The following is a 19,750-nucleotide window of genomic DNA, read 5'->3' on the forward strand; positions in this document are numbered from 1 at the left end:
CTGCTCCACGTCCAACACGCCCTTGACACCACCCCAACCCACCTAACTAACCGGCTTTGGGGTTGACCCCTGAAATGGGCGGGAAGTGCAGGGCGGGCGCTGGCCGGGGTCTGGGCCTGGGTTCGGGGGCGGCGTCAGGGGCGGATGATGGTGACGCCGGCGGGGGTGCCGTCCGACAACGCGGCGAGAGCGGCTGGGGTTTCTTCCAGGGTGATGGTGCGGGTGATCAGGCCTGCGGGGTTGAGGTTGCCCTCAGCAACAAGTTGCAGCAGCTCGGGGTAGGCGTGGGCGGGCATGCCGTGGCTGCCTAGCCACTGGAGTTCCTGGCCGATCAAGCGGCTGACGTCCAGGTGGACGCCGGATGGGAGGAGGCCGACCTGGAGGTGGCGGCCGCGGGGGCGGAGGGCTTGCAGGGCTTGTTGGACGATGTCGTTGGAGCCTAGGGCGTCCATCGTCGCGTGGGCGCCGCCGGCGGTGAGGTCGCGGATGTCCTGGACGGTGGCCGGTGACGCCACCAGCACGTCGGCGGCGCCGTACTCGCGGGCCAGCTTCAACGCCGACGGGTTGGTGTCGACTGCAATCACCCGGGCGCCCAGGGATGCGGCGATCATCACGGCGGAGAGGCCGACGCCGCCGCAGCCGAAGATCGCGACGGTTTCGCCGGCGGTGAGCCGGCCGACCTGGCGGATGGCGCGGAACGACGTGGCGAAGCGGCAGCCGAGCCCTGCCGCGGTGGCGAAGTCCAGCTCATCGGGCAGGCGGACCAGGTTGACCTGTGCGTACGGCACGGCGACGTACTCGGCGAACGAGCCCCAGTAGGTGAAGCCGGGCTGCTGCTGACGAACGCAGACCTGCTGATTGCCCTCGCGGCACTGCTCACAGGACCCGCACGCGCAGATGAACGGCGTCGTCACCCGGTCGCCGATCTGCCACCCCGTGACTCCCGCACCGACGGCGGCGATCGTCCCGGCGAGCTCATGACCCGGCACGTGCGGCAGCACGATGTTCGCGTCGTGGCCCATCCACCCGTGCCAGTCACTTCGGCACAGCCCGGTCGCCTCGACCTTCAGGACGACCGCACCCTCCGCCGGCTCAGGCCGCGGAACCTCGCGTACGACGGGCAGAACGGCGTACTCCTCGATGACGACAGCGCGCACCAAGGCATCGTAGTCAGCCGACGCAGAACTCGTTGCCCTCGGGATCGAGCATCACGATGTGGCCGAGGACGTCGGGACCGTAGAACTCCTCGCGGACCTGGGTCGCACCGAGGCCGACGAGCTCCAAAGCCTTGGCGCGCATCCGGTCGGCGGTCACGTCGTCACGGGTCGGGCCGGCCACGCGGATGTCGATGTGCAGCCGGTTCTTCGAGGTCTTGGGCTCGGGCACCCGGAGGAACCCGATCGCCGGCCCGACGTCGTCGGGGTCCACGATCGAGGCTCCGTCCGGGTCGTCGTACCCGGGCTCGAGGATGTAGCCGAGCGCCGCCGCCCAGAACTCCGCCAGCCGCTGCGGCTCGGCCGCGTCCCCACCAAGGGTCCAGTTGGTCGCCATAGCGTTAACGCTAACGCGCATTCCGGACGATCCACGCCCGGAACAACAGCTCAGCCGCCGGCGACCGCCGGGATGATCGAGACCTGCCCGCCGTCCTTGATCGACGTCTGCAGGCCGTCGGCGAAGCGTACGTCGTCGTCGTCGACGTACACGTTCACGAACCGGCGCAGCTCGCCCGACTCGTCCAGGACCCGGCCCTTGATGCCCGGGTACGAGCCGTCGAGCGAGTCGAGCACCTCGATCAGCGTCGAACCCTCGGCGGACACCTCGGACACGCCCTGGGTGTAGGGCCGCAGGATGGTCGGGACGCGAACGCTCACACTCACTGCAGGCCTGCCTTCACGAAGGCGTCGTACGACGCGGGGATGGTCACCTTGGGGCCGACCCGGTCGGCCACGGCGTCGAGCGTCTTCAGCCCGTCGCCGGAGTTGATGATCACGGTCTCGGCCTCGGGGTCGAGCTGCCCGGTGGCGATCAGCTTCCTCAGCGTCGCGACCGTCACCCCGCCCGCGGTCTCGGCGAAGATGCCCTCGGTCCGGGCCAGCAACTGGATGCCCTCGATGACTTCCTCGTCGCTGACGTCCTCGATCGCTCCACCGGTACGGCGGGCGACGTCGAGCACGTACGGTCCGTCAGCCGGGTTCCCGATCGCCAGCGACTTGGCGATGGTGTCCGGGCGAACAGGCTTGACCACGTCGTGGCCGTCCCGGAACGCCTGCGCCACGGGCGAGCAGCCGGTGGCCTGAGCGCCGTACACCTTGTAGTCGGTGGCGTCGACCAGGCCGAGCTTGCCGAGCTCGGTGAAGCCCTTGTCGATCTTGGTCAGCTGCGAGCCGGACGCGACCGGGATCACGATCTGCTGCGGCAGCCGCCAGCCGAGCTGCTCGGCGATCTCGAAGGCCAGCGTCTTGGAGCCTTCGGAGTAGTACGGCCGCACGTTGACGTTGACGAACGCCCAGCCCTCCTCCTCGCCGGCGATCTCAGAGGCCAGCTTGTTCACGTCGTCGTAGTTGCCCTCGACGGCGACCAGGGTCCCGCCGTACACGGCGGTGGTGATCACCTTCGGGCGCTCGAGGTCGTGCGGGATGAACACGACCGAGCGGATGCCGGCGCGGGCGGCCGCCGCGGCGACGGCGTTGGCCAGGTTGCCGGTGGAGGGGCAGGCGAAGACCGTCATGCCGAGCTCGCGGGTGGCGCTCAGGGCGGACGCGACCACGCGGTCCTTGAAGGAGTGGGTCGGGTTGCCGGAGTCGTCCTTCACCCAGAGCTTGCGCAGCCCCAGCTCGCGGGCCAGGTTCTGCGCGTCGACGAGCCGGGTGTAGCCGGGCTCGGTGTTCGGGAAGCTGGCCACATCGACCGGGACGGGCAGCAAGGGCTGGTAGCGCCAGATGTTCTTGGGACCGGCCTCGATCTGCTCCCGCGTGATCGTCGGGTACTCGTACCCGACCTCGAGCGGACCGAAGCACTCCATACAGGCGTAGAACGGACCGAGCGGCGACTTCGCCCCGCAGGCGCGACAGCTCAGGTGCGTACCGTTGCCGAAGGCACCTTCGCGGATCGTGTGGGTGGCGGCGGTCAGGCTCATGAGTGAGGTTCCCCTCTCATCTTCCCCGGAACCGGATCTCGGCACGGGACGGATTTGGCACCGTTCCGCCGCGAGGGCCCCGGACTGGGACCTCAACGGGGAGGGTTGCCGGGACTTCAACGGGCCGTTTCCCTCAGTCCCTCTGGATGAGCTCCCCCGAGATTACCCAATACGGTCCATATTGTGTCTTCCGTTCCCACTATTCGAGACGCGCGATCTCAGCCCGGCCGATCCTGGAGGCCCCGGCGCACGTCGAGCATTCGCATCATCGGCGTCGCCGCGACGCCGTGAACGACCACGCTCAGTACGACGGTGAAACCGACCGTCGCCCACAACCAGGGCAGATCCGTGTGGAACGCGGCGCCGGCGTACGCCAGATAGAACACCGACCCGACACCACGCACTCCGAATGCGGCCGTCACCCATCGTTCGGAGCGGCGCATCGGGGTCCCGGCCAGCGCGACCCACGCGGTCACCGGTCGGATCACCAGCACCAGCAGCAGTCCCAGCGCGGCGCCGGCCACGGTCAGCGGGCGGAGCAGCCCGGCCGTGATCGCCGATCCCAACAGCAGCAGAATCCCCCAGGTGAGGATGTGCTCGAGTTGCTCGACGAATCCGTGCAGTTCCTCGTGGAAGTCGTGCTGCCGCTCGGCCGCCCGGAGCGTCAGAGCCGCGACGAACACTGCCAGGAAGCCGTAGCCATGGAGCACCTGAGCGAGACCGTAGACACCTAGCGTCATCGCGAGGGCCAGCACGGGTTCGCGTGAGTCGGCCAGGCGGAAGGTCCGCGAAGGCGCGGAAAAGGCCATCCGGCCAAGCAACCAGCCCACGCCCGCACCGACCGCCACCCCGATCGCGATCCGGCCGACCAGGTCCCAGGCGAACCACTCGAGCGCCCAGTTGCCCACGGACCCCTTGGTGACCCCGAACACCGCGGCGTACACGAACGGGAAGGCCAGACCGTCGTTCAGACCGGCCTCAGAGGTGAGCGCGAAGCGGACCTCGTCGTCCTCCTCCGGCTCGGCGCCCGCGCCGGTCGACGGCCCCTGCACCTGGACGTCCGAAGCGAGCACCGGATCGGTCGGGGCGAGGACTGCGCCCAGCAGCAGCGCGGTCGCCGGGGCCAGCCCGAGCAGCCAGCCGGCGCCGGCAACCGCGGCAATGCAGGCAGGCATGGCCACCAGCAGGAGACGCCAGGTCACCATCCATCGGCGCCATCCGATCGGCCGGTCGATCGCCAGGCCGACGCCCATCAACGCGACCAGGATCGTCAGCTCGGCGAGGTGCTCGACGATCCCTGACTCCACGATCGGGCTTAGATGGGTACGGTCGACGGCCAGGCCCAGCAGTACGCCGGCGCCGAGGAACCCGATCGGCGCCGAGACGGCGTACCGGCGGAGCATGCGCGGCAGCACCGCACCGAGCAACAGGGCCAGCCCTGCCACCAGGTAGAGCCCGTCCCCGTTGATCGTCATGGTGGCGATCCTGTGCCCCTGGCGAAGCTACCTCAAGCGATGCGTCGCGCCGGGCGTGTGCGTGGGCAGCGCCATGCGCGGGCCGTAGCGGGGATGGCCGATTCCGGTGAGCTCCAACAGGCGCTGGACGCGGAAGCGATGACCGCGGTACGGCTCGATGAGTTCGGCGCAGCCCTCGTCGTCGAGCTCTTCGCCGATGAGGGCGTAGGAGACGTCGCGGGACACGTGATAGTCCGCGAACGAGAACGCGTCGGCGTCGCCGTGGGCGCGCTGCCGCACCTCGGCCGCGGTCCACACCCCGACGCCCGGGAGCGATCGCAGCCGCCGCTCGATCTCGGCCGAGTCGGTCAGCTCGAGCGTCCGTTCCAGCGCCTTCGCCCGGGTCGCCGCTGTCACGACCACGCGGGACCGGCGGTTCTCCACGCCGGCCCGCAGCCATTGCCACGACGGGATCAGCCGCCACTCCTCCGGCGCCGGCGGCACCATCATCACGCGGCCGTCCGGCGCAGTCGGGCCCGGCGCGGGTTCGCCGTACTCACGGAGCAGGACCCGCCAGGCGCGGAACGCCTCCTTGCCAGTGACGACCTGCTCGATCCCCGCGGCCGCCATCGCCTCGAACACCGCCCGCGTCCGCGGCACCCGGACATGCGGGAACCGCCGCGCCGCATCCACCAGCGCGCGGTGCTCCGGCAACGGCTCGAACCCGTCCCAACTGTCCGCGTCGCCCAGCAACTCCGGCACCCCGTCGAGCGCCCACGAAGCCCCCGGCCCCCAGGCCTCGGCCTCCACCTCCCCGGCGTACGGCGTCAGCCGCAAGAGCACCGGTCCGTCCGGCGTCCGAGTCGCCCGCCACACGGTCCGTCGCCCCGGATCGAACACGTACGCCGGGTCCCCCGGCCCCTTCCGCAGCCCTCCGATCACCGAATGCGGATCCACCACCCGCCCAGCCCGCCAGACCCGCACCACCGAACTCACCCGCCAAGTCTTACTCACCCCACGGACAACTAGCGGATCGGCGTCGGCGCCCCGGCCACCCGCTCGCGCATCCAGGGGTAGGGATCGACCAGCGGCTCGCGGGTGGAGAGTGCGTTCTGCACAAGGTCGGCGAGGCGATCGCCCATCACGTAATGCCGCCCTTTGGTCTCACCGACCGAGCGCAGCAGCCCCAGTTCGGTGAGCCTCGCCAGGTCGCGGCTGGCTGTCCGCTCCTCGATGCCCGCTCGGCGGACATACGTCGAGCGGCGCATCCGGAAGCCGAGCGACGCGTCGAACAGCTCGTCAGCGACGCGCTCCGCCAAGCCGAACTGCGAGATCAGCTCATCGAAAGCCAGCCACAGCTTGCCCGCCTCCCGGTACCGCCGCCGCACCGTCTGCGCCTGGATGTGATGCGCGCGCAGGTTGAACTTGACCCAGAGTGCGGCCGACCGCTCGGGATGCCACGCCCCCGCGCCGGTCGCGGCCAGCACCCGGTAGTAGTCCTCGGTGTTGCTGCCCAGCCACTCCTCGATGCTGGAGAACGCCGGCTCGCCAATTCCTCCGCGGGACAAAACTAGCGTCTGCAGGGCTCTGGCCATCCGGCCGTTGCCGTCCCGGAACGGATGGATCATCACCAGGTTCAGGTGCGCCATCGCCGCGTCCACGAGGGGATCCGCCGCTCCGACGGCGTCCAACCCGTCCATCAACTCGGCCACGAGATCGGGCACCTCGTCCGCAGGCGGGCCCTCGTAGACGTTCTCGCCGGTGGTCTCGTCATGCACATAGACGACACCCTGCCGATAGCTGCCCGGACTCTTGGCCAGGTCGTGGCTCAGCATCATGAAATGCATGCCACGAACGGCCGACACGTCCAGCCGGAAGTCCGCGTCCTTCGCCATCGCCAGCACGTAGCCGAGCGCCTGCCGATATCCCCGGATCTCGGCGAACGTACGCTCGTCGGTGCTCAACGCCTCCTCGTCATCCAACGCGGCCACCGCGTCGTCGAGCTTGACGTCGTACCCCTCGATGCTGTTGGAGCCCTGGATCGCCCGGGCGAGCATGCTCCGCCGCAGCCCGCCCGCCCAGCGCCGAGGCACGCGGAGGATGTCGGTGAGCTCGGATCGGAACGCGTGGATCTGCTCGAGGACCTGTCGATCCTCGAGATCCGGCTCCGGCGTGCTGAAGATGGTCATTGGCCTCGATGTCCCGATGTCTCTATGTCTTAATTCTTAGGACATCCTACGCCGAGGTCCTAATGATTGCGACATCGAGACAAAGCGCGGTCACCGAGCCGATACTGAGGCCCATGACCGGGTGGCAGCGGGTGAAGGTGGTGGGGAACTTCGTCAACCTGACGACCTTGGTCGGGCTCGCGGTCGGGGTGATCGGGCGGGCCCGGGTCAGTCGGGGCCGCGGGGGTTGTACTTCGCGAACGGGTACAAGCTGGGGTTTCCGATCGCGGGGGCGTTCACGATCGGGAACGTCGTCCTGAGCAAGAACGAGCGCACGTACTTCGACGACGCGGCGCTGGTGCGGCACGAGGAGCGGCACTCATGGCAGTACTTCTGCCTGCTCGGGTTGCCGATGTTCCCGCTGTACGTCGTCGGCGTGGTGATCTCGTTCCTGCTCACCGGCGACCCGGCCTCGCGCAACCCGTTCGAGCGACTGGCCAGCCTCAAGGACGGTGGCTATGTCGAACGGCCGATCCAGCCGATCGGCAAGACCGTGACGCAGGCGTTCAGCGTGCTGCGATCGCGTCCGAAAGGGCCGTGAGGACAGTCACCACACCCGTGGGGTCGTCCACCACGATGTCCGCGGCCTGGATCAGCTCGGTCGCGTTGGACGAGCGGGTGGCCAGCAGTACGGCGCGCAGTCCGGTCTTGCGATGTTCTTCGACCGCCCGGAACGCAGCCAGGTCGCCGAGGTCGTCACCGGCGTAGAGGATCGACCGGGCGCCCGTGGACTCGATCAGCCGTCGGAGCGCGACGCCCTTGTCGATGCCCGGTGGCCGGAGCTCCAGGACCAGGTTGCCGGGCTCCAGGCGCAGCTCGGTCGACTCGGCCAGCTCGGTGAGCGGCGTACGCAGTCTGTCCAGCGCACCGGTCGGATCGGCGAGCCGGCGCGTGTGCACGGCCAGCGAGCTTTCCTTGTCCTCCACATAGGCGTCCGGCACCCCTGCCTCGCGCAGCAGCTCCGGCATTCGCGAGCGCGCTTCGGCAACGCCGGCCGGGACCGGGTCACTGGTCACCATCCCGGTCGCCGCGTCCCACCGCTCCAGCCCGTAGTGCCCCAGTACGACGAGGCTCCCGAGGCCGGGATGGCCCGTCACACCGGTGAGCTCGGTGGCCACGAGCGCCGGACGGCCGGTGACGATCGCCACCTGCTGCACCGAGCGGGCCAGCCGGGCCAATGCGTCGAGGGAGCCCTCGACCGGCCGGGACATGGCCGGGTCCTCGACGAGGGGCGCGAGTACGCCGTCGAAGTCGGTGGAGATCACCGCGGTGGCCGGGTCGGCGACGATCGCCTCCCACCCTTCGCGGCCGGCGTCGGTCTGGATGACCGGAGTACTCATCCCGCGTAGTCCGAGGTCAGGATCACGGTGAGGCGGTCCTTCTTCATGTTGTCCAGCGCGCCCTTGGTCCGGCCGACGCCGATGTCGCGGGCGAGCTCGTTGGCGGCGACGAGCATGCCCGGCGGGTAGTAGACGGTGCTCTCGGCGATCTTGCCGTGCCAGTTGTCGGCGCCGGCCACGGTCCAGCCCGCCTGCCGGGCGCGGCCCGCGACCGAGTCGGCCAGGCCCTTGCGCGGCGTGTTGTTGTAGATCTCCGCGGCCGGTCGCTCAGCCGGCGGGATGGTCGTCGGCTGGGTTGCCGGAGCCTGGGTCGCCGGCGGCTGGGTCGGCTGCGAGCTCGGCTCGGTCGTCGGCGCGGTGGTCGGCGTGGACGACGGGGGCTGCGTAGGCGTGGTAGCCGGCTCGGTCGGCTTCGACGACGGCCCGGGGATGCTGGCGGCGATCGTCGACGGCCCGGAGGTGGGCTTCGTGCTTGGCTTCGGGGTTGTCGCGCCCGACGGCTCGTCGGCCTTGCTGTCGTGCCCGCGCGTACCGAACAGCACCAGGAGACCGGCCACGATCGCGACGACCGCGGCCACAGCGACGAGCGACGAGAGCACCTGCCCCCGGTCGTCGCCCTTCGGGCGGAACATGGTCAGACCTCGATACCCAAGCGGCGTGCGGAGCGGGCGCGCTGACGGGCCGCGCGGAGGCGGCGCAGGCGCTTGACCAACAGCGGGTCGTGAGCGAGAGCCTCGGGCCGGTCGATCAGTGCGTTCAGGACCTGGTAGTAGCGGGTGGCCGACATCTGGAACTGGTCCCGGATCGCCTGCTCCTTGGCACCGGCGTACTTCCACCAGTGCCGCTCGAACGCGAGGATTGCCCCGTCACGCTCGGAGAGTCCGGCAATGGCCGGCGGCGCAGCTTCGGCGGGGCCGGGAGAGCTGGCGTTGGCGCTGTCCATCTGCTGGTAACTCCTGTGCGGTCGGTGATCGTCCGTCCGAGCTCCACACTACGGGTTGAACAACAGCGATGTCATTCACCGGTCGGGCGACACGAAGCGTGTCGTTGAGCGGACAGCCAGACGCGGTCAACTCTGGCAGGATCGAAGGGGTGAGCTCAACTCTCTCCAGCATGGCGCTGGTGGAAGAGCTGCAGGCCAAGAGCCGTGAGGTGGACCCGCTGGTCAACGCCATCTGCACGCCCAACCCCGCCGCTCTCACCCAAGCCGCCCAACTCGACACGGAGCGTGGCGACGGCCGCGTCCGCGGCCCGCTGCACGGCGTACCGGTCCTGGTCAAGGACAACATCGACACCGCCGACCTGCCGACCACGGCCGGCTCCCTGGCGCTGGCCGATCAGCCACCGCCACCGGACGACGCCCCACTGGTACGGCGGCTCCGTGAGGCGGGCTGCGTCGTCCTGGGCAAGACCAACCTGAGCGAGTGGGCCAACTTCCGCGGCTCGGCGTCCTCCTCCGGCTGGAGCGCGTACGGCGGTCTGACCCGCAACCCGTACGCGTTGAACCGCTCGGCCGGCGGCTCCTCGAGCGGATCGGGCGCAGCGGTCGCCGCAGGGCTCGCCGACTACGCCATCGGCACCGAGACCAACGGTTCGATCGTCTGCCCGGCCGCACTGAACGGCATCGTCGGCCTGAAGCCCACAGTGGGCCTCATCCCGCAGCAGGGCATCGTTCCGATCTCACACTCGCAGGACACCGCCGGACCGATGACCAGGACCGTCACCCAGGCGGCAGCCCTGCTCTCGGTGATGACCGGCAGCAGGACCGACTACACCGAGCATTGCCGTGGTGCCGACCTCCGCGACATGCGGATCGGCGTACCGCGGGGTCCGCTCTGGGGCTACTCGACCGGCCTCGACCAGGTCACCGAGCAGGCGCTGGAGACGCTCAGCCGGTGCGGAGCCACGCTGGTTGACCATCTGTCGTTGCCGACACCCGGTGGGGACGAGGACCAGCTCCAGGTGCTGGCCCACGAGCTCAAGGTCGACCTGACGGCGTATCTGGCCACGCGGGTGCCCGGCGGCCCGCGGACGCTGGACGAGTTGATCGCATTCAACCGGGAGCATGCGGACGTCGAGCTGCAGTGGTTCGGCCAGGAGCTGTTCGAGCGGGCCGCCGCCACGGAGGGGCTGAGTTCCCCGATCTATGTCGCCTCCCGGCTGACGGCTCTCCGGGCGGGCCGGGACGGGATCGACGGCCTGCTCCGGGACAACCAGCTCGACGCGCTGGTCTGCCCGTCGTACTCCCCGGCCTGGACCATCGACCTGGTCAACGGCGACCACGTGCTCGGCAGCTCGTCCTCCCACGCCGCCCTGGCCGGCTACCCGCTGCTCTCGGTGCCGTCCGGGCTGGTCGCCGGATTGCCGGTCGGGATCACGTTCAGTGGCACCGCGCGGAGTGATGCCACGCTCATTCGCTTGGCTCACGCCTTCGAAACAGCGAGAATCGCAGCAGACGGACCGTTCCCGACCCCGGAGTTAACCCAGTGGGTGTAGATCGCGTCAGGTGGGGCATCGTTGCTACGGGCAACATCTCGACGTCGTTCACGAGGGATCTGAAGCTACTCGCAGACGACGCCGAGGTGACCGCGGTCGCGTCCCGTTCCCAGACCAGCGCAGACCGTTTCGCCGCCGAGTTCGGCATCGAGCACGGGTACGGCGACTACCGCCGGCTGATCGACTCGGGCACCGTCGACGTGATCTACATCGGTACACCACACCCACAGCACTACGCGATCGCCCGTGCCGCGTTACAGGCCGGAGTCGCGGTCCTCTGCGAGAAGCCGGTCACGCTGACCGCCGAGCAGGCCCGCGACCTGATCGCGGTCGCCACCGAGCACAAGACGCTGTTCGCCGAGGCGATGTGGATGCGGACCAACCCGGTCATCCAGGCCTTCTTCAAGGATCTGGACAGCGGTGTGATCGGCGAGCCACAGCAAGTGGTCGCGGACTTCGCCTTCTACAAGCCGTCGTTGCCGACCCGTCTGCTCGACCCGGCGCTCGGTGGTGGCTCGCTGATGGACGGCGGCATCTATCCGATGACGTTCGCCTATATGGCTCTGGGTCGCCCGGCCGAACTGAAGGCCGTCGGCTCGCTCAACGACGACGGCATCGACCTGAATGTGGCGATGGCCTGGCGCTACGACTCCGGCGCTGTCGCGGCGCTCACCTGCGGGCTGCGGTCGCAGAACCCGTGGGTGGCGTCGGTGAGTGGCCCGGAGGGCAGTCTGCAGCTGCCACACCGCTTCCACCACCCCGAGTACTACGTGCGCAGTACGGCGGCCGGGGCGGAGCGGATCGACGTACCGGTGCATGGCCTTGGGTACCACTACGAAGCCACCGCAGTGATGCAGGCGCTGCGCGACGGACGGACCGAGGTGCCGTCGCTGCCGCATGCCTCGACACTCGAGATCCTCGAACTGCTCGACGAGACCCGGAGCCAGATCGGGGTCCGCTACCCCGGTGACGACGACGACCTGAGTGGATGACGCTGATATGCCGAACGGACGAAGTTCCTTCGTGGTGGTGGCCAACCGGCTGCCGGTCGACCGGATCGAGATGCCCGACGGCAGTACGGCGTGGCGCCGCAGTCCCGGCGGATTGGTCACCGCCCTGGCGCCGGTGATGCAGCGGCACCACGGCGCGTGGATCGGCTGGACCGGGAGCGCGGACGAGAAGGTGGACCCGTTCGAGGCCGACGGGATGCATCTGGTGCCGGTGATGCTGTCGGCCGAGGACGTGCAGCTGTACTACGAGGGCTTCTCCAACGCCACACTCTGGCCGCTGTACCACGACGTGATCGTGGCCCCGGAGTTCCACCGTGAGTGGTGGGAGTCGTACGTGGCGGTGAACCGCCGGTTCGCCGAGGCCGCCGCGGACGCCGCCGACGACGGCGCGGACGTCTGGGTGCACGACTACCAGCTGCAGCTGGTTCCGGCGATGCTGCGCCGGCTGCGGCCCGACGTACGGATCGGGTTCTTCCTGCACATCCCGTTCCCGCCGACCGAGCTGTTCGCGCAGATGCCGTGGCGGCGGCAGATCCTGGACGGGCTGATGGGCGCGGACCTGGTCGGCTTCCAGAGACCCGGCGCCGCCTCGAACTTCGCCCGCCTGGCCCGCAACCGGATGGGCCTGCGGACTCGCGGCGACCGCATCCACCTGCCCGACGACCGGATCGTCCGGGCCAAGGCGTTCCCGATCTCCATCGACGTCGGCGAGCTGGAGACCCTCGCCCGCAAGCCGGAGACTCTCGCCCGCGCCGCCGAGATGCGCGAGGAGGTCGGCAATCCCGCGCACATCCTGCTCGGGGTGGACCGGCTCGATTACACCAAGGGCATCCGGCAACGACTGCGCGCCTTCGGTGAACTCCTGGACGAGGGCCGGGTCTCGGTCGACGACGCCGTCTTCATCCAGGTGGCGACGCCGTCGCGGGAGCGCGTGGAGCAGTACCGCGTACTTCGCGACGAGATCGAGCTGCTGGTCGGCCGGATCAACGGCGAACACGGCCGGATCGGCACGCCGGCGATCAACTACCTGCACACGTCGTACTCGCGGACCGAGATGGCCGCGCTGTTCCGGGCCGCGGACGTCGCCGTGGTGACCCCGCTCCGCGACGGCATGAACCTGGTCGCCAAGGAGTACGTCGCCACCCGGTACGACGACACGGGTGCACTGGTGCTGAGCGAGTTCGCCGGCGCGGCGGACGAGTTCCGGCAGGCGTTCCTGGTGAACCCGCACGACATCAACGGCATGAAGGACACGATCGTCGACGCGATGAACACCGACGACCGGCAGCTCGGCCGCCGGATGAAGGCGATGCGCAAGCACCTGGCCGCGCACGACGTGAACGTGTGGGCGGCGAGCTTCCTGAAGGCGCTGCATGACGAAGACTGACAGCCGGGCGCCGGCCCAATGAGCACGATCGACGGCCGGGTACTGGCGCTTGACCTGGGTACGTCGTCGTCCCGCGCCCTGGTGTTGTCCGCCGACGACGCAGCACCGATCCCCGGTGCCCTGGCCCGGCACAAGATCTCGCCCACCTATGCCACCGGCGGCTCGGCGACCCTGGATCTGCACGAGTACGTCGAGGGGCTGCTGGGCTGCCTGGACTTACTCCAGCAGAACGGTCACCTCGACGGCATCGCCGCGATCGTGCTGTCCTCGCAGTGGCACTCGATCGTTGCCCTCGACAACAAGGGTGACGCGCTGACGCCGGTGATCACCTGGGCGGACACGCGATCCGTCGACCTCGACCTGGGCTCGTCGTTCGACGAGCACGCCTTCCACGCCCGCACCGGCGCCTGGCTGCACCGGCTCTACTGGACCCGGCGGATCCCGTGGCTGCTGTCATCGTCGTCCCCCGCGACATTCGCCGGCCTGCCCGACCTGGTGCTGGAGCGGCTGACCGGCGAGCGCGTCACCTCGGTGTCGGTCGCCTCCGGGACCGGCACGCTCGACCTCGCCACGGGCTTGTACGACGACGAGGCGCTCGAGATCGCCCAGGTCAAGGCCGACCGGCTGCCACCGATCGTTCCGACCGGATGGACCGGGTCGTTGTCCGCCGAGTACGGACGCCGCTGGCCCGGGCTGGTCGGCGTACCGGTGCATCCGCCGACCGGGGACGGCGCCGCGTCGAACGTCGGGTCCGGTGGGTACGACGAGACCACTGCGGCGGTGACCGTGGGGACGTCGGCCGCCGTACGCGTCGTGCATCCGATCGACGATGCACCGGAGCTGCCGTGGGAGCTGTGGCGCTACCGGGTCGACGACCAGCGGGCGGTGACCGGGATGGCCTTCTCCGCGGCCGGGAACGTGTACGCCTGGCTGACCAGCCTGCTGCGACTGGAGTCCCACGAGCCGGTCGGCGTACCGATCGGAGCGTCCCGGGTGATCGCGATCCCGTTCATGGCCGGAACCAGGCCGCCGGCGACCGTGCCGAGCGGGTCCGGGGTGTTCTTCGGCCTGTCCTTCGACGACGACGCCTCCGGCGTGCTGGCCGGGGCGTTGCAGGGCGCGGCGCTGGAGATCGACCGCGGGCTACGGATGCTCGATGCGGTGTTCGGGCGGCAACTGGACGTCGTACTGGGCGGCGGCAGCATCGACGCATCCGCCTGGTTGCGCCGCTGCGCGACCGCGACGTTCTCCCGCCCCACGACGGTCTGTGCCGAGGCCGAAGTCGGCGCCCGCGGCGCAGCGGCCGTGGCCCTCGGGTTGTCTCCCGCGCCTGGCGGCGAACACCTCATCCCGGTGGATGCCGAGGTCGAGCGAGTCGCGGCCCTACGGTCGCGCTACGAGCGCCTGCGCGCCCTCGCAATCCAGGCCTCCCACATCTAGCACCGCTGGTGCTGCGTCTGCGTCGACTGGGGAGGGAAATGTCCCCTCACGGGGGTAGAACCCTCCCCGGACTGGCACGGGGCCCGGGCAGGTGACGGTCGCCACTGACAGTGTGGGGGCCAGGCTGGATCATGGCGCGCATGCTGCGGGAGATGATGAAGTCGAAGGTGCACCGGGCGACGGTGACGCAGGCCGATCTGGATTACGTCGGGTCGTGCACGCTGGACGCCGGGCTGATGGCGGCGGCCGACCTGCTGCCCGGCGAGAAGGTCGACATCGTCGACATCACCAACGGGAACCGGCTGTCGACGTACCTGATCGAGGGGCCGCGGGGGTCCGGGGTGGTCGGGATCAACGGGGCCGCGGCGCACCTGATCCACCCGGGCGATCTGGTCATCCTGATCGCGTACGGGATGTTGGACACCACGGAGGCGAAGGTGTTCGAGCCGAGCGTAGTCTTCGTGGACGAGCACAATGCGATCACCCGCATCGGCTCGGACCCCGCCGAGGCGCTGCCCGACAGCGGCACGCTCCGCGGTGACCATTTGCACACCAAGCGCTGAACGCAGACCGCGCGCCGAGATGAGGACTGGTCGACCATGACCGACACGACCGAGACGACGACCGCAGCTGACAACGCCACCGAGCCGGGCACCGCCACGACCACCCCCGCCGGCAGCGCCGCGATCGAGAGCGCCGCGCCGAAGACGGCGTCCCACGACAACGAGCCGAGCCCGAAGCTTCGCGCGTTCATGAACTCGGGCTGGGCCGACTCCGAGCGGCAGGACGTGACGCTCAGCGATGTGGGCGTGTGGGCGGCGAAGCGGCGGGACGCGCTGTCGCAGGCGTTCCCCGGGGAGCGGCTCGTCGTCCCGGCGGGCACCTACAAGGTCCGCTCGAACGACACCGACTACGTGTTCCGCCCGCACACCGACTACGTCTGGCTGGCCGGCGACCAGACCTCGGACGCCGTGCTGGTGCTGGAGCCGAACGGCACCAGCGGCCACGACTCCGTCCTGTATTTCCGCCCGCGCGCCGACCGCGGCGAGGGCGAGGAGTTCTGGCGCGACCGGATGTACGGCGAACTCTGGGCCGGCCGGCGTCCGTCGCTGACCGAGACCGCCAAGGAGTTCGGCATCGAGACCCGGCACGTCGACCGGCTCGCGGACGCGCTCAAGGGCGATGTGCCGACCCGTGTCCGGCGAGGTGAGGACGCCTCACTCACGTCGGTGCTCAGCGGCGCGAAGACCGACGCCGACCGTGACCAGGAGCTCGCCGCCATGCTGTCCAAGCTCCGGCTCGTCAAGGACCCGTTCGAGCTCGAGCAGCTCCGCGACGCGGTCGCGATCACGCACCGCGGCTTCTCCGACGTTCTCGCGGAGATGGACAAGGTCCGCGAGTACGGCGAACGCTGGATCGAGGGCACGTTCTGGCGCCGGGCCCGGGCCGAGGGCAACGACGTCGGGTACACCTCGATCGCCGCGGCCGGACCGCACGCGACCACGCTGCACTGGATCGAGAACGACGGCGCAGTGGCCGACGGCACGCTGATGCTGCTCGACATGGGCGTGGAGAACCGCCGGCTCTACACCGCGGACATCACCCGCACGCTGCCGGTGAACGGCGAGTTCACCCCGCGCCAGCGCGACCTGTACCAACTGGTGCTGGACGCGCAGAACGCGGGCATCGCCGCGATCCGGCCAGGCGCCGCGTTCCGCGCCGCGCACGAGGCCGCGATGGAGGTCATCGTGCACGGCCTCGACGCGATGGACCTGCTGCCGGTCTCGGCGGAGGAGGCGCTGGACCCGGAGAGCAGGCTTTACCAGCGGTACACGCTGCACGGGGTCAGCCACATGCTCGGTCTCGACGTCCACGACTGCGCGGCGGCGCGCAGCGAGTTCTTCGGCAAGGGCGAACTGGAGACCGGCTACGTGCTGACGGTCGAGCCGGGCCTGTACTTCCAGGCCGACGACCTGACCGTGCCGGAGGACCTGCGCGGTATCGGCATCCGGATCGAGGACGACATCCTGGTCACCGACGACGGCGCCGAGAACCTCTCCGACGCCATGCCCCGCGACATCGAAGGCCTCCAGAACTGGATGGCCTCCTAGCCGAGCACCGACAACCAGCCAGCAGCTCGCCGCCCCAGGCGGCGAGCTGCCGTTCGGTTGTCACCAGATGCGGACGCGGTCCTCGGGGGACAGCCACATGCCGTCGGCCTCGGTGATGCCGTAGGTCTGGTGGAACTCGTCGATGTTCCTCACCACCGCGTTGCAGCGGAACTCCGGCGGCGAGTGCGGGTCGATCGCCAGCCGCCGCGCCGCCTCCTCAGGCCGCGTCTTCGTCGACCAGGCGTGCGCCCACGACACGAAGAACCGCTCGCTCCCGCGCAGCCCGCCCACCTCCGGCGCCTCGCCACCGTCCAGCGACAACTGGTAGGCGACGTACGCGATCGACAGCCCGCCCAGGTCGCCGATGTTCTCGCCGAGTGTGAGCTTGCCGTTCACGTGCTGCCCGGGTGTCTCGTCCGGCGAGAGGACGTCGTACTGCGCGACGAGCTTGTCGGTGCGCTGCTCGAAGGCGGCGCGGTCCTCGTCGGTCCACCAGTCGTTCAGGTTGCCGTCGCCGTCGTACCGCGAGCCCTGGTCGTCGAACCCGTGGCCGATCTCGTGTCCGATCACGGCGCCGATCGCGCCGTAGTTGACCGCGTCGTCGGCGTCCAGGTCGAAGAACGGCGGCTGCAGGATACCGGCCGGGAAGACGATCTCGTTCATCCGCGGGTTGTAGTACGCGTTGACCGTCTGCGGCGTCATCTTCCACTCGTTCCGGTCCACCGGCTGCCCGAGCTTGGCCAGGTCCCGTGCGGTCTCCACCGCGACCGAGCGGCGTACGTTCCCGAACAGGTCGGCCGGGTCGACGTCGAGCGCGTCGTAGTCCTTCCACTCGTCCGGGTAGCCGATCTTCGGCACGAACGTCCCGAGCTTGTCGAGCGCCCGCTGCCGGGTGTCGGGACCCATCCAGTCCAGCGCCTCGATCCGCTGCCGGTACGCCTCGACCAGGTTCTGCACGAGCTCGACCATGCGGGCCTTGGCGGCCGGCGGGAAGTGCTCGGCGACGTACAGCTTGCCGAGCGCCTCGCCCAGCGCGGACTCGACCGCACCGACGCCGCGCTTCCACCGCTCGCGCAGCTCGGGCGCACCGGTCAGCGTCTTGCCGTAGAAGGCGAAGTTCTCATCGACGAAGGCCGTGCTCAGCAGCGGCGCCGCGCTGTGCACGATGCGCCAGCTGAGCCACTCCTTCCACCGGTCCAGCTCGACCTCCTGCAAGGCCGCGGCGGCCGCGGTGAAGAAGTCGGGCTCGCGAACGACGACCTCCGCGAAGGCGCTCTCGGGTACGCCGGCACCCGTCAGCCACGTCGACCAGTCGAAGCCGGGGGTCAGCTCTTCCAGCCCGGCCCGGTCGACCTTGTTGTAGGTCAGCTGGACGTCGCGGTTCTTGACCCGGTCCCAGTGCGCGCCGGCGACCCGGGTCTCCAGCTCCATGATCCGCTCCGCGGCACCGGCCGGATCGGGCAGCCCGGCGAGCTCGAGCATCCGCGTCACGTGCGCGACGTACGCCGTACGCACTTCGGCGAAGCTGTCCTCGCGGTAGTACGACTCGTCCGGTAGGCTGAGACCGCCCTGCGTGAGGTAGACGATGTTCTCGTCGGACTTCTTGGCGTCGGCGTCGACCCAGTAATGGAAGACCCCCGGCACGCCCTGCAGCTCGAGCTGTCCGAGGGCCGCGACCAGGCCGGGCAGGTCCTCGACCCCGCGGACCAGGGCGAGCTGCTCGGCGATCGGCTCGGCGCCGAGTCGCTCGATCGCCTCCTCGTCCATGAAGCTGCTGTACAGGTCAGCGATCTTCCGCGGCTCGCTGCCCTCGGGGTGCCCGGCTGCGACGGACTTCTCCACGATCGCGCGGACGTCCTGCTCGGCGGTGTCCCAGAGCGCGTGGAAGGCGCCGTAGATGGCCTTGTCCGCCGGAATCTCGTGCTCCTCCAGCCACGGCCCGTTCGCATAGCGGTACAGGTCGTCCTGCGGCCGCACCGTGCCGGACAGACTCGAACTGTCGATCCCTGCTGTCATCCCTGCCCCTTGTCGCGTGTGGAGTATCTGCCAGCGAACATACCCGGTTGCCGCCCGGGCTGTTATGAACTTTCCACAAGCCCGGCTCGTTGTCCTGGTAAAGGACCGGATCAGGAGGACCCCGCCATGTCGCACCTCGTCCGCCGCCTCGCCACGCTGGTGAGCGTGCCCGCACTGATGCTGGGCCTGGTGAGCACCTCGGTCGCCGCCGCCGCGCCCACAGCCGGCGCACCCACCAAGCTCAACCTGCCCGACGGGTTCCAGCCGGAAGGCATCGCGATCGCCCGCGGTACGGCGTACTTCGGCTCCCGCGCCGACGGGGACATCTTCGCCGTCGACCTGAAGACCGGCGCCGGCAAGGTGATCAGCCAAGGGCCGGGCACCGGCTCGCTCGGAATGAAGGTGGACCACTTCGGCCGGCTGTTCGTCGCCGGTGCCGCCGGTGGCAACGGACGGGTGATCGACACCCGGACAGGGCGCGTTCTGGCCAGCTATACCTTCACCACGTCGGCGGACACGTTCGTGAACGACGTGATCCTGAGCAAGAACGCGGCCTGGTTCACCGACTCACGGCAGCCGGTGCTCTACAAGCTCCCGCTCGGCCGGCACGGCAAGCTGCCCGCGAAGGCCCAGACTGTCCCACTGAGTGGCGACTACCAGCACACCGCCGGCAACAACGCGAACGGCATCGCCCTCACCCCGGACGGCCGCGCGCTGATCATCGTGCAGTCCTCGACCGGCTTCCTGTTCCGGGTCGAGCCACGGACCGGAGTCACCAGGCGGATCGACATCGGCGACGCCGTGATGACGAACGGCGACGGCCTGCTGCTGATCGGCCGGACCCTGTTCGTCGTCCAGAACCTGCTGAACAAGGTCGCCGTCCTCACGCTGAACCAGTCCGGCACCAAGGGCACGCTGGTCCGGGAGGTCACCAGCCCGGACTTCGACGTACCGACGACCGCCGCTGCCTTCGGGGACCGGCTCTACCTGCCGAACGCCCGGTTCACCACGCCGCCGACGCCGACCACGGCGTACTGGGCCACAGCGATCTCAGCGACGACCAAGCCGATCAAGCACGCGGTCGACGAAGGCGAGTGCGACCGCATCCGGTTCCTGGCGCCGGCGCAGTAGC

General features: G+C 69.7%; 19 protein-coding genes and 1 riboswitch. Of the genes, 8 read left to right on the forward strand and 11 right to left on the reverse strand.

The window, feature by feature from the left end; translation table 11 throughout:
• Nucleotides 1–134: 134 nt before the first annotated feature.
• The 7 genes from ACXC9Q_RS38405 to ACXC9Q_RS38435 form a co-directional block, all read right to left on the reverse strand.
• Nucleotides 135–1,157: a zinc-dependent alcohol dehydrogenase family protein gene (locus ACXC9Q_RS38405; protein WP_457061675.1), complete on the reverse strand. Its 1,023-nt coding sequence runs from the start codon at nt 1,155–1,157 to the stop codon at nt 135–137.
• A gap of 13 nt (nt 1,158–1,170) precedes the next feature.
• Nucleotides 1,171–1,551 (reverse strand): VOC family protein, encoded by a 381-nt coding sequence (locus ACXC9Q_RS38410; protein WP_457061676.1) that lies wholly within the window; start codon nt 1,549–1,551, stop codon nt 1,171–1,173.
• Between the two features lie 50 nt (nt 1,552–1,601).
• Nucleotides 1,602–1,877 (reverse strand): ubiquitin-like small modifier protein 1, encoded by a 276-nt coding sequence (locus tag ACXC9Q_RS38415; protein WP_328523962.1) that lies wholly within the window; start codon nt 1,875–1,877, stop codon nt 1,602–1,604.
• Nucleotides 1,874–3,136 (reverse strand): threonine synthase, encoded by a 1,263-nt coding sequence (gene thrC / locus ACXC9Q_RS38420; RefSeq protein ID WP_457061678.1) that lies wholly within the window; start codon nt 3,134–3,136, stop codon nt 1,874–1,876. Before thrC ends, ACXC9Q_RS38415 begins: the two co-directional genes overlap by 4 nt.
• A gap of 13 nt (nt 3,137–3,149) precedes the next feature.
• Nucleotides 3,150–3,289: riboswitch (SAM riboswitch) on the reverse strand.
• Between the two features lie 65 nt (nt 3,290–3,354).
• On the reverse strand, nt 3,355–4,611 hold the full coding sequence (locus ACXC9Q_RS38425; RefSeq protein ID WP_457061680.1) for a cation:proton antiporter: 1,257 nt from the start codon (nt 4,609–4,611) through the stop codon (nt 3,355–3,357).
• 27 nt (nt 4,612–4,638) lie between these two features.
• Nucleotides 4,639–5,586 (reverse strand): DNA-3-methyladenine glycosylase family protein, encoded by a 948-nt coding sequence (locus ACXC9Q_RS38430; protein ID WP_457061682.1) that lies wholly within the window; start codon nt 5,584–5,586, stop codon nt 4,639–4,641.
• Nucleotides 5,587–5,615: 29 nt separating this feature from the next.
• The gene (locus ACXC9Q_RS38435; protein WP_457061684.1) at nt 5,616–6,779 is read right to left on the reverse strand and encodes a Fic family protein; all 1,164 of its coding nucleotides are present in this window, start codon (nt 6,777–6,779) and stop codon (nt 5,616–5,618) included.
• A 226-nt stretch (nt 6,780–7,005) separates the two neighbouring features.
• Between ACXC9Q_RS38435 and ACXC9Q_RS38440 the strand changes: the two genes are divergently transcribed.
• Nucleotides 7,006–7,359 (forward strand): hypothetical protein, encoded by a 354-nt coding sequence (locus ACXC9Q_RS38440; protein ID WP_457061686.1) that lies wholly within the window; start codon nt 7,006–7,008, stop codon nt 7,357–7,359.
• Here the strand turns inward: ACXC9Q_RS38440 and otsB are convergent.
• From otsB to ACXC9Q_RS38455, 3 genes are read right to left on the reverse strand one after another with little or no spacing between them, the layout of a single operon-like run.
• Complete coding sequence (otsB, locus tag ACXC9Q_RS38445) at nt 7,325–8,158, reverse strand: trehalose-phosphatase (protein ID WP_457061688.1); 834 nt, start codon at nt 8,156–8,158, stop codon at nt 7,325–7,327. The genes ACXC9Q_RS38440 and otsB overlap by 35 nt on opposite strands.
• Nucleotides 8,155–8,790, reverse strand: coding sequence for a LytR C-terminal domain-containing protein (locus tag ACXC9Q_RS38450; protein ID WP_457061690.1), 636 nt, complete (start codon nt 8,788–8,790; stop codon nt 8,155–8,157). The genes otsB and ACXC9Q_RS38450 overlap by 4 nt, the downstream gene beginning before the upstream one ends.
• A 2-nt stretch (nt 8,791–8,792) precedes the next feature.
• Nucleotides 8,793–9,101 (reverse strand): DUF3263 domain-containing protein, encoded by a 309-nt coding sequence (locus ACXC9Q_RS38455; protein ID WP_457061691.1) that lies wholly within the window; start codon nt 9,099–9,101, stop codon nt 8,793–8,795.
• A 149-nt stretch (nt 9,102–9,250) separates the two neighbouring features.
• Here ACXC9Q_RS38455 and ACXC9Q_RS38460 point away from each other — a divergent pair, with 149 nt between their 5' ends.
• The 6 genes from ACXC9Q_RS38460 (at nt 9,251) to ACXC9Q_RS38485 (ending at nt 16,602) form a co-directional block, all read left to right on the forward strand.
• Nucleotides 9,251–10,654 (forward strand): amidase, encoded by a 1,404-nt coding sequence (locus ACXC9Q_RS38460; protein WP_457061692.1) that lies wholly within the window; start codon nt 9,251–9,253, stop codon nt 10,652–10,654.
• Nucleotides 10,645–11,646 carry a Gfo/Idh/MocA family protein gene (locus ACXC9Q_RS38465; RefSeq protein WP_457061694.1) on the forward strand — a complete coding sequence of 334 codons (1,002 nt, stop codon included), beginning with the start codon at nt 10,645–10,647 and terminating at the stop codon, nt 11,644–11,646. The genes ACXC9Q_RS38460 and ACXC9Q_RS38465 overlap by 10 nt, the downstream gene beginning before the upstream one ends.
• Before the next feature lie 7 nt (nt 11,647–11,653).
• The gene (locus ACXC9Q_RS38470; protein ID WP_457061696.1) at nt 11,654–13,051 is read left to right on the forward strand and encodes an alpha,alpha-trehalose-phosphate synthase (UDP-forming); all 1,398 of its coding nucleotides are present in this window, start codon (nt 11,654–11,656) and stop codon (nt 13,049–13,051) included.
• Nucleotides 13,052–13,069: 18 nt separating this feature from the next.
• Nucleotides 13,070–14,491, forward strand: a complete 1,422-nt coding sequence (locus ACXC9Q_RS38475) for an FGGY family carbohydrate kinase (protein ID WP_457061698.1) — start codon at nt 13,070–13,072, stop codon at nt 14,489–14,491.
• Nucleotides 14,492–14,631: 140 nt separating this feature from the next.
• Nucleotides 14,632–15,054 carry an aspartate 1-decarboxylase gene (gene panD / locus ACXC9Q_RS38480; RefSeq protein ID WP_457061700.1) on the forward strand — a complete coding sequence of 141 codons (423 nt, stop codon included), beginning with the start codon at nt 14,632–14,634 and terminating at the stop codon, nt 15,052–15,054.
• Between the two features lie 36 nt (nt 15,055–15,090).
• Nucleotides 15,091–16,602, forward strand: coding sequence for an aminopeptidase P family protein (locus ACXC9Q_RS38485; RefSeq protein ID WP_457061701.1), 1,512 nt, complete (start codon nt 15,091–15,093; stop codon nt 16,600–16,602).
• 60 nt (nt 16,603–16,662) lie between these two features.
• Here ACXC9Q_RS38485 and ACXC9Q_RS38490 read toward each other — a convergent pair whose 3' ends face one another.
• On the reverse strand, nt 16,663–18,618 hold the full coding sequence (locus ACXC9Q_RS38490) for a M13 family metallopeptidase (RefSeq protein WP_457061702.1): 1,956 nt from the start codon (nt 18,616–18,618) through the stop codon (nt 16,663–16,665).
• A 126-nt stretch (nt 18,619–18,744) separates the two neighbouring features.
• Here ACXC9Q_RS38490 and ACXC9Q_RS38495 point away from each other — a divergent pair, with 126 nt between their 5' ends.
• Nucleotides 18,745–19,749, forward strand: a complete 1,005-nt coding sequence (locus ACXC9Q_RS38495) for an SMP-30/gluconolactonase/LRE family protein (protein ID WP_457061704.1) — start codon at nt 18,745–18,747, stop codon at nt 19,747–19,749.
• The last annotated feature ends 1 nt before the right edge of the window (nt 19,750 follow it).

The organism is Kribbella sp. CWNU-51 (assembly GCF_054073265.1).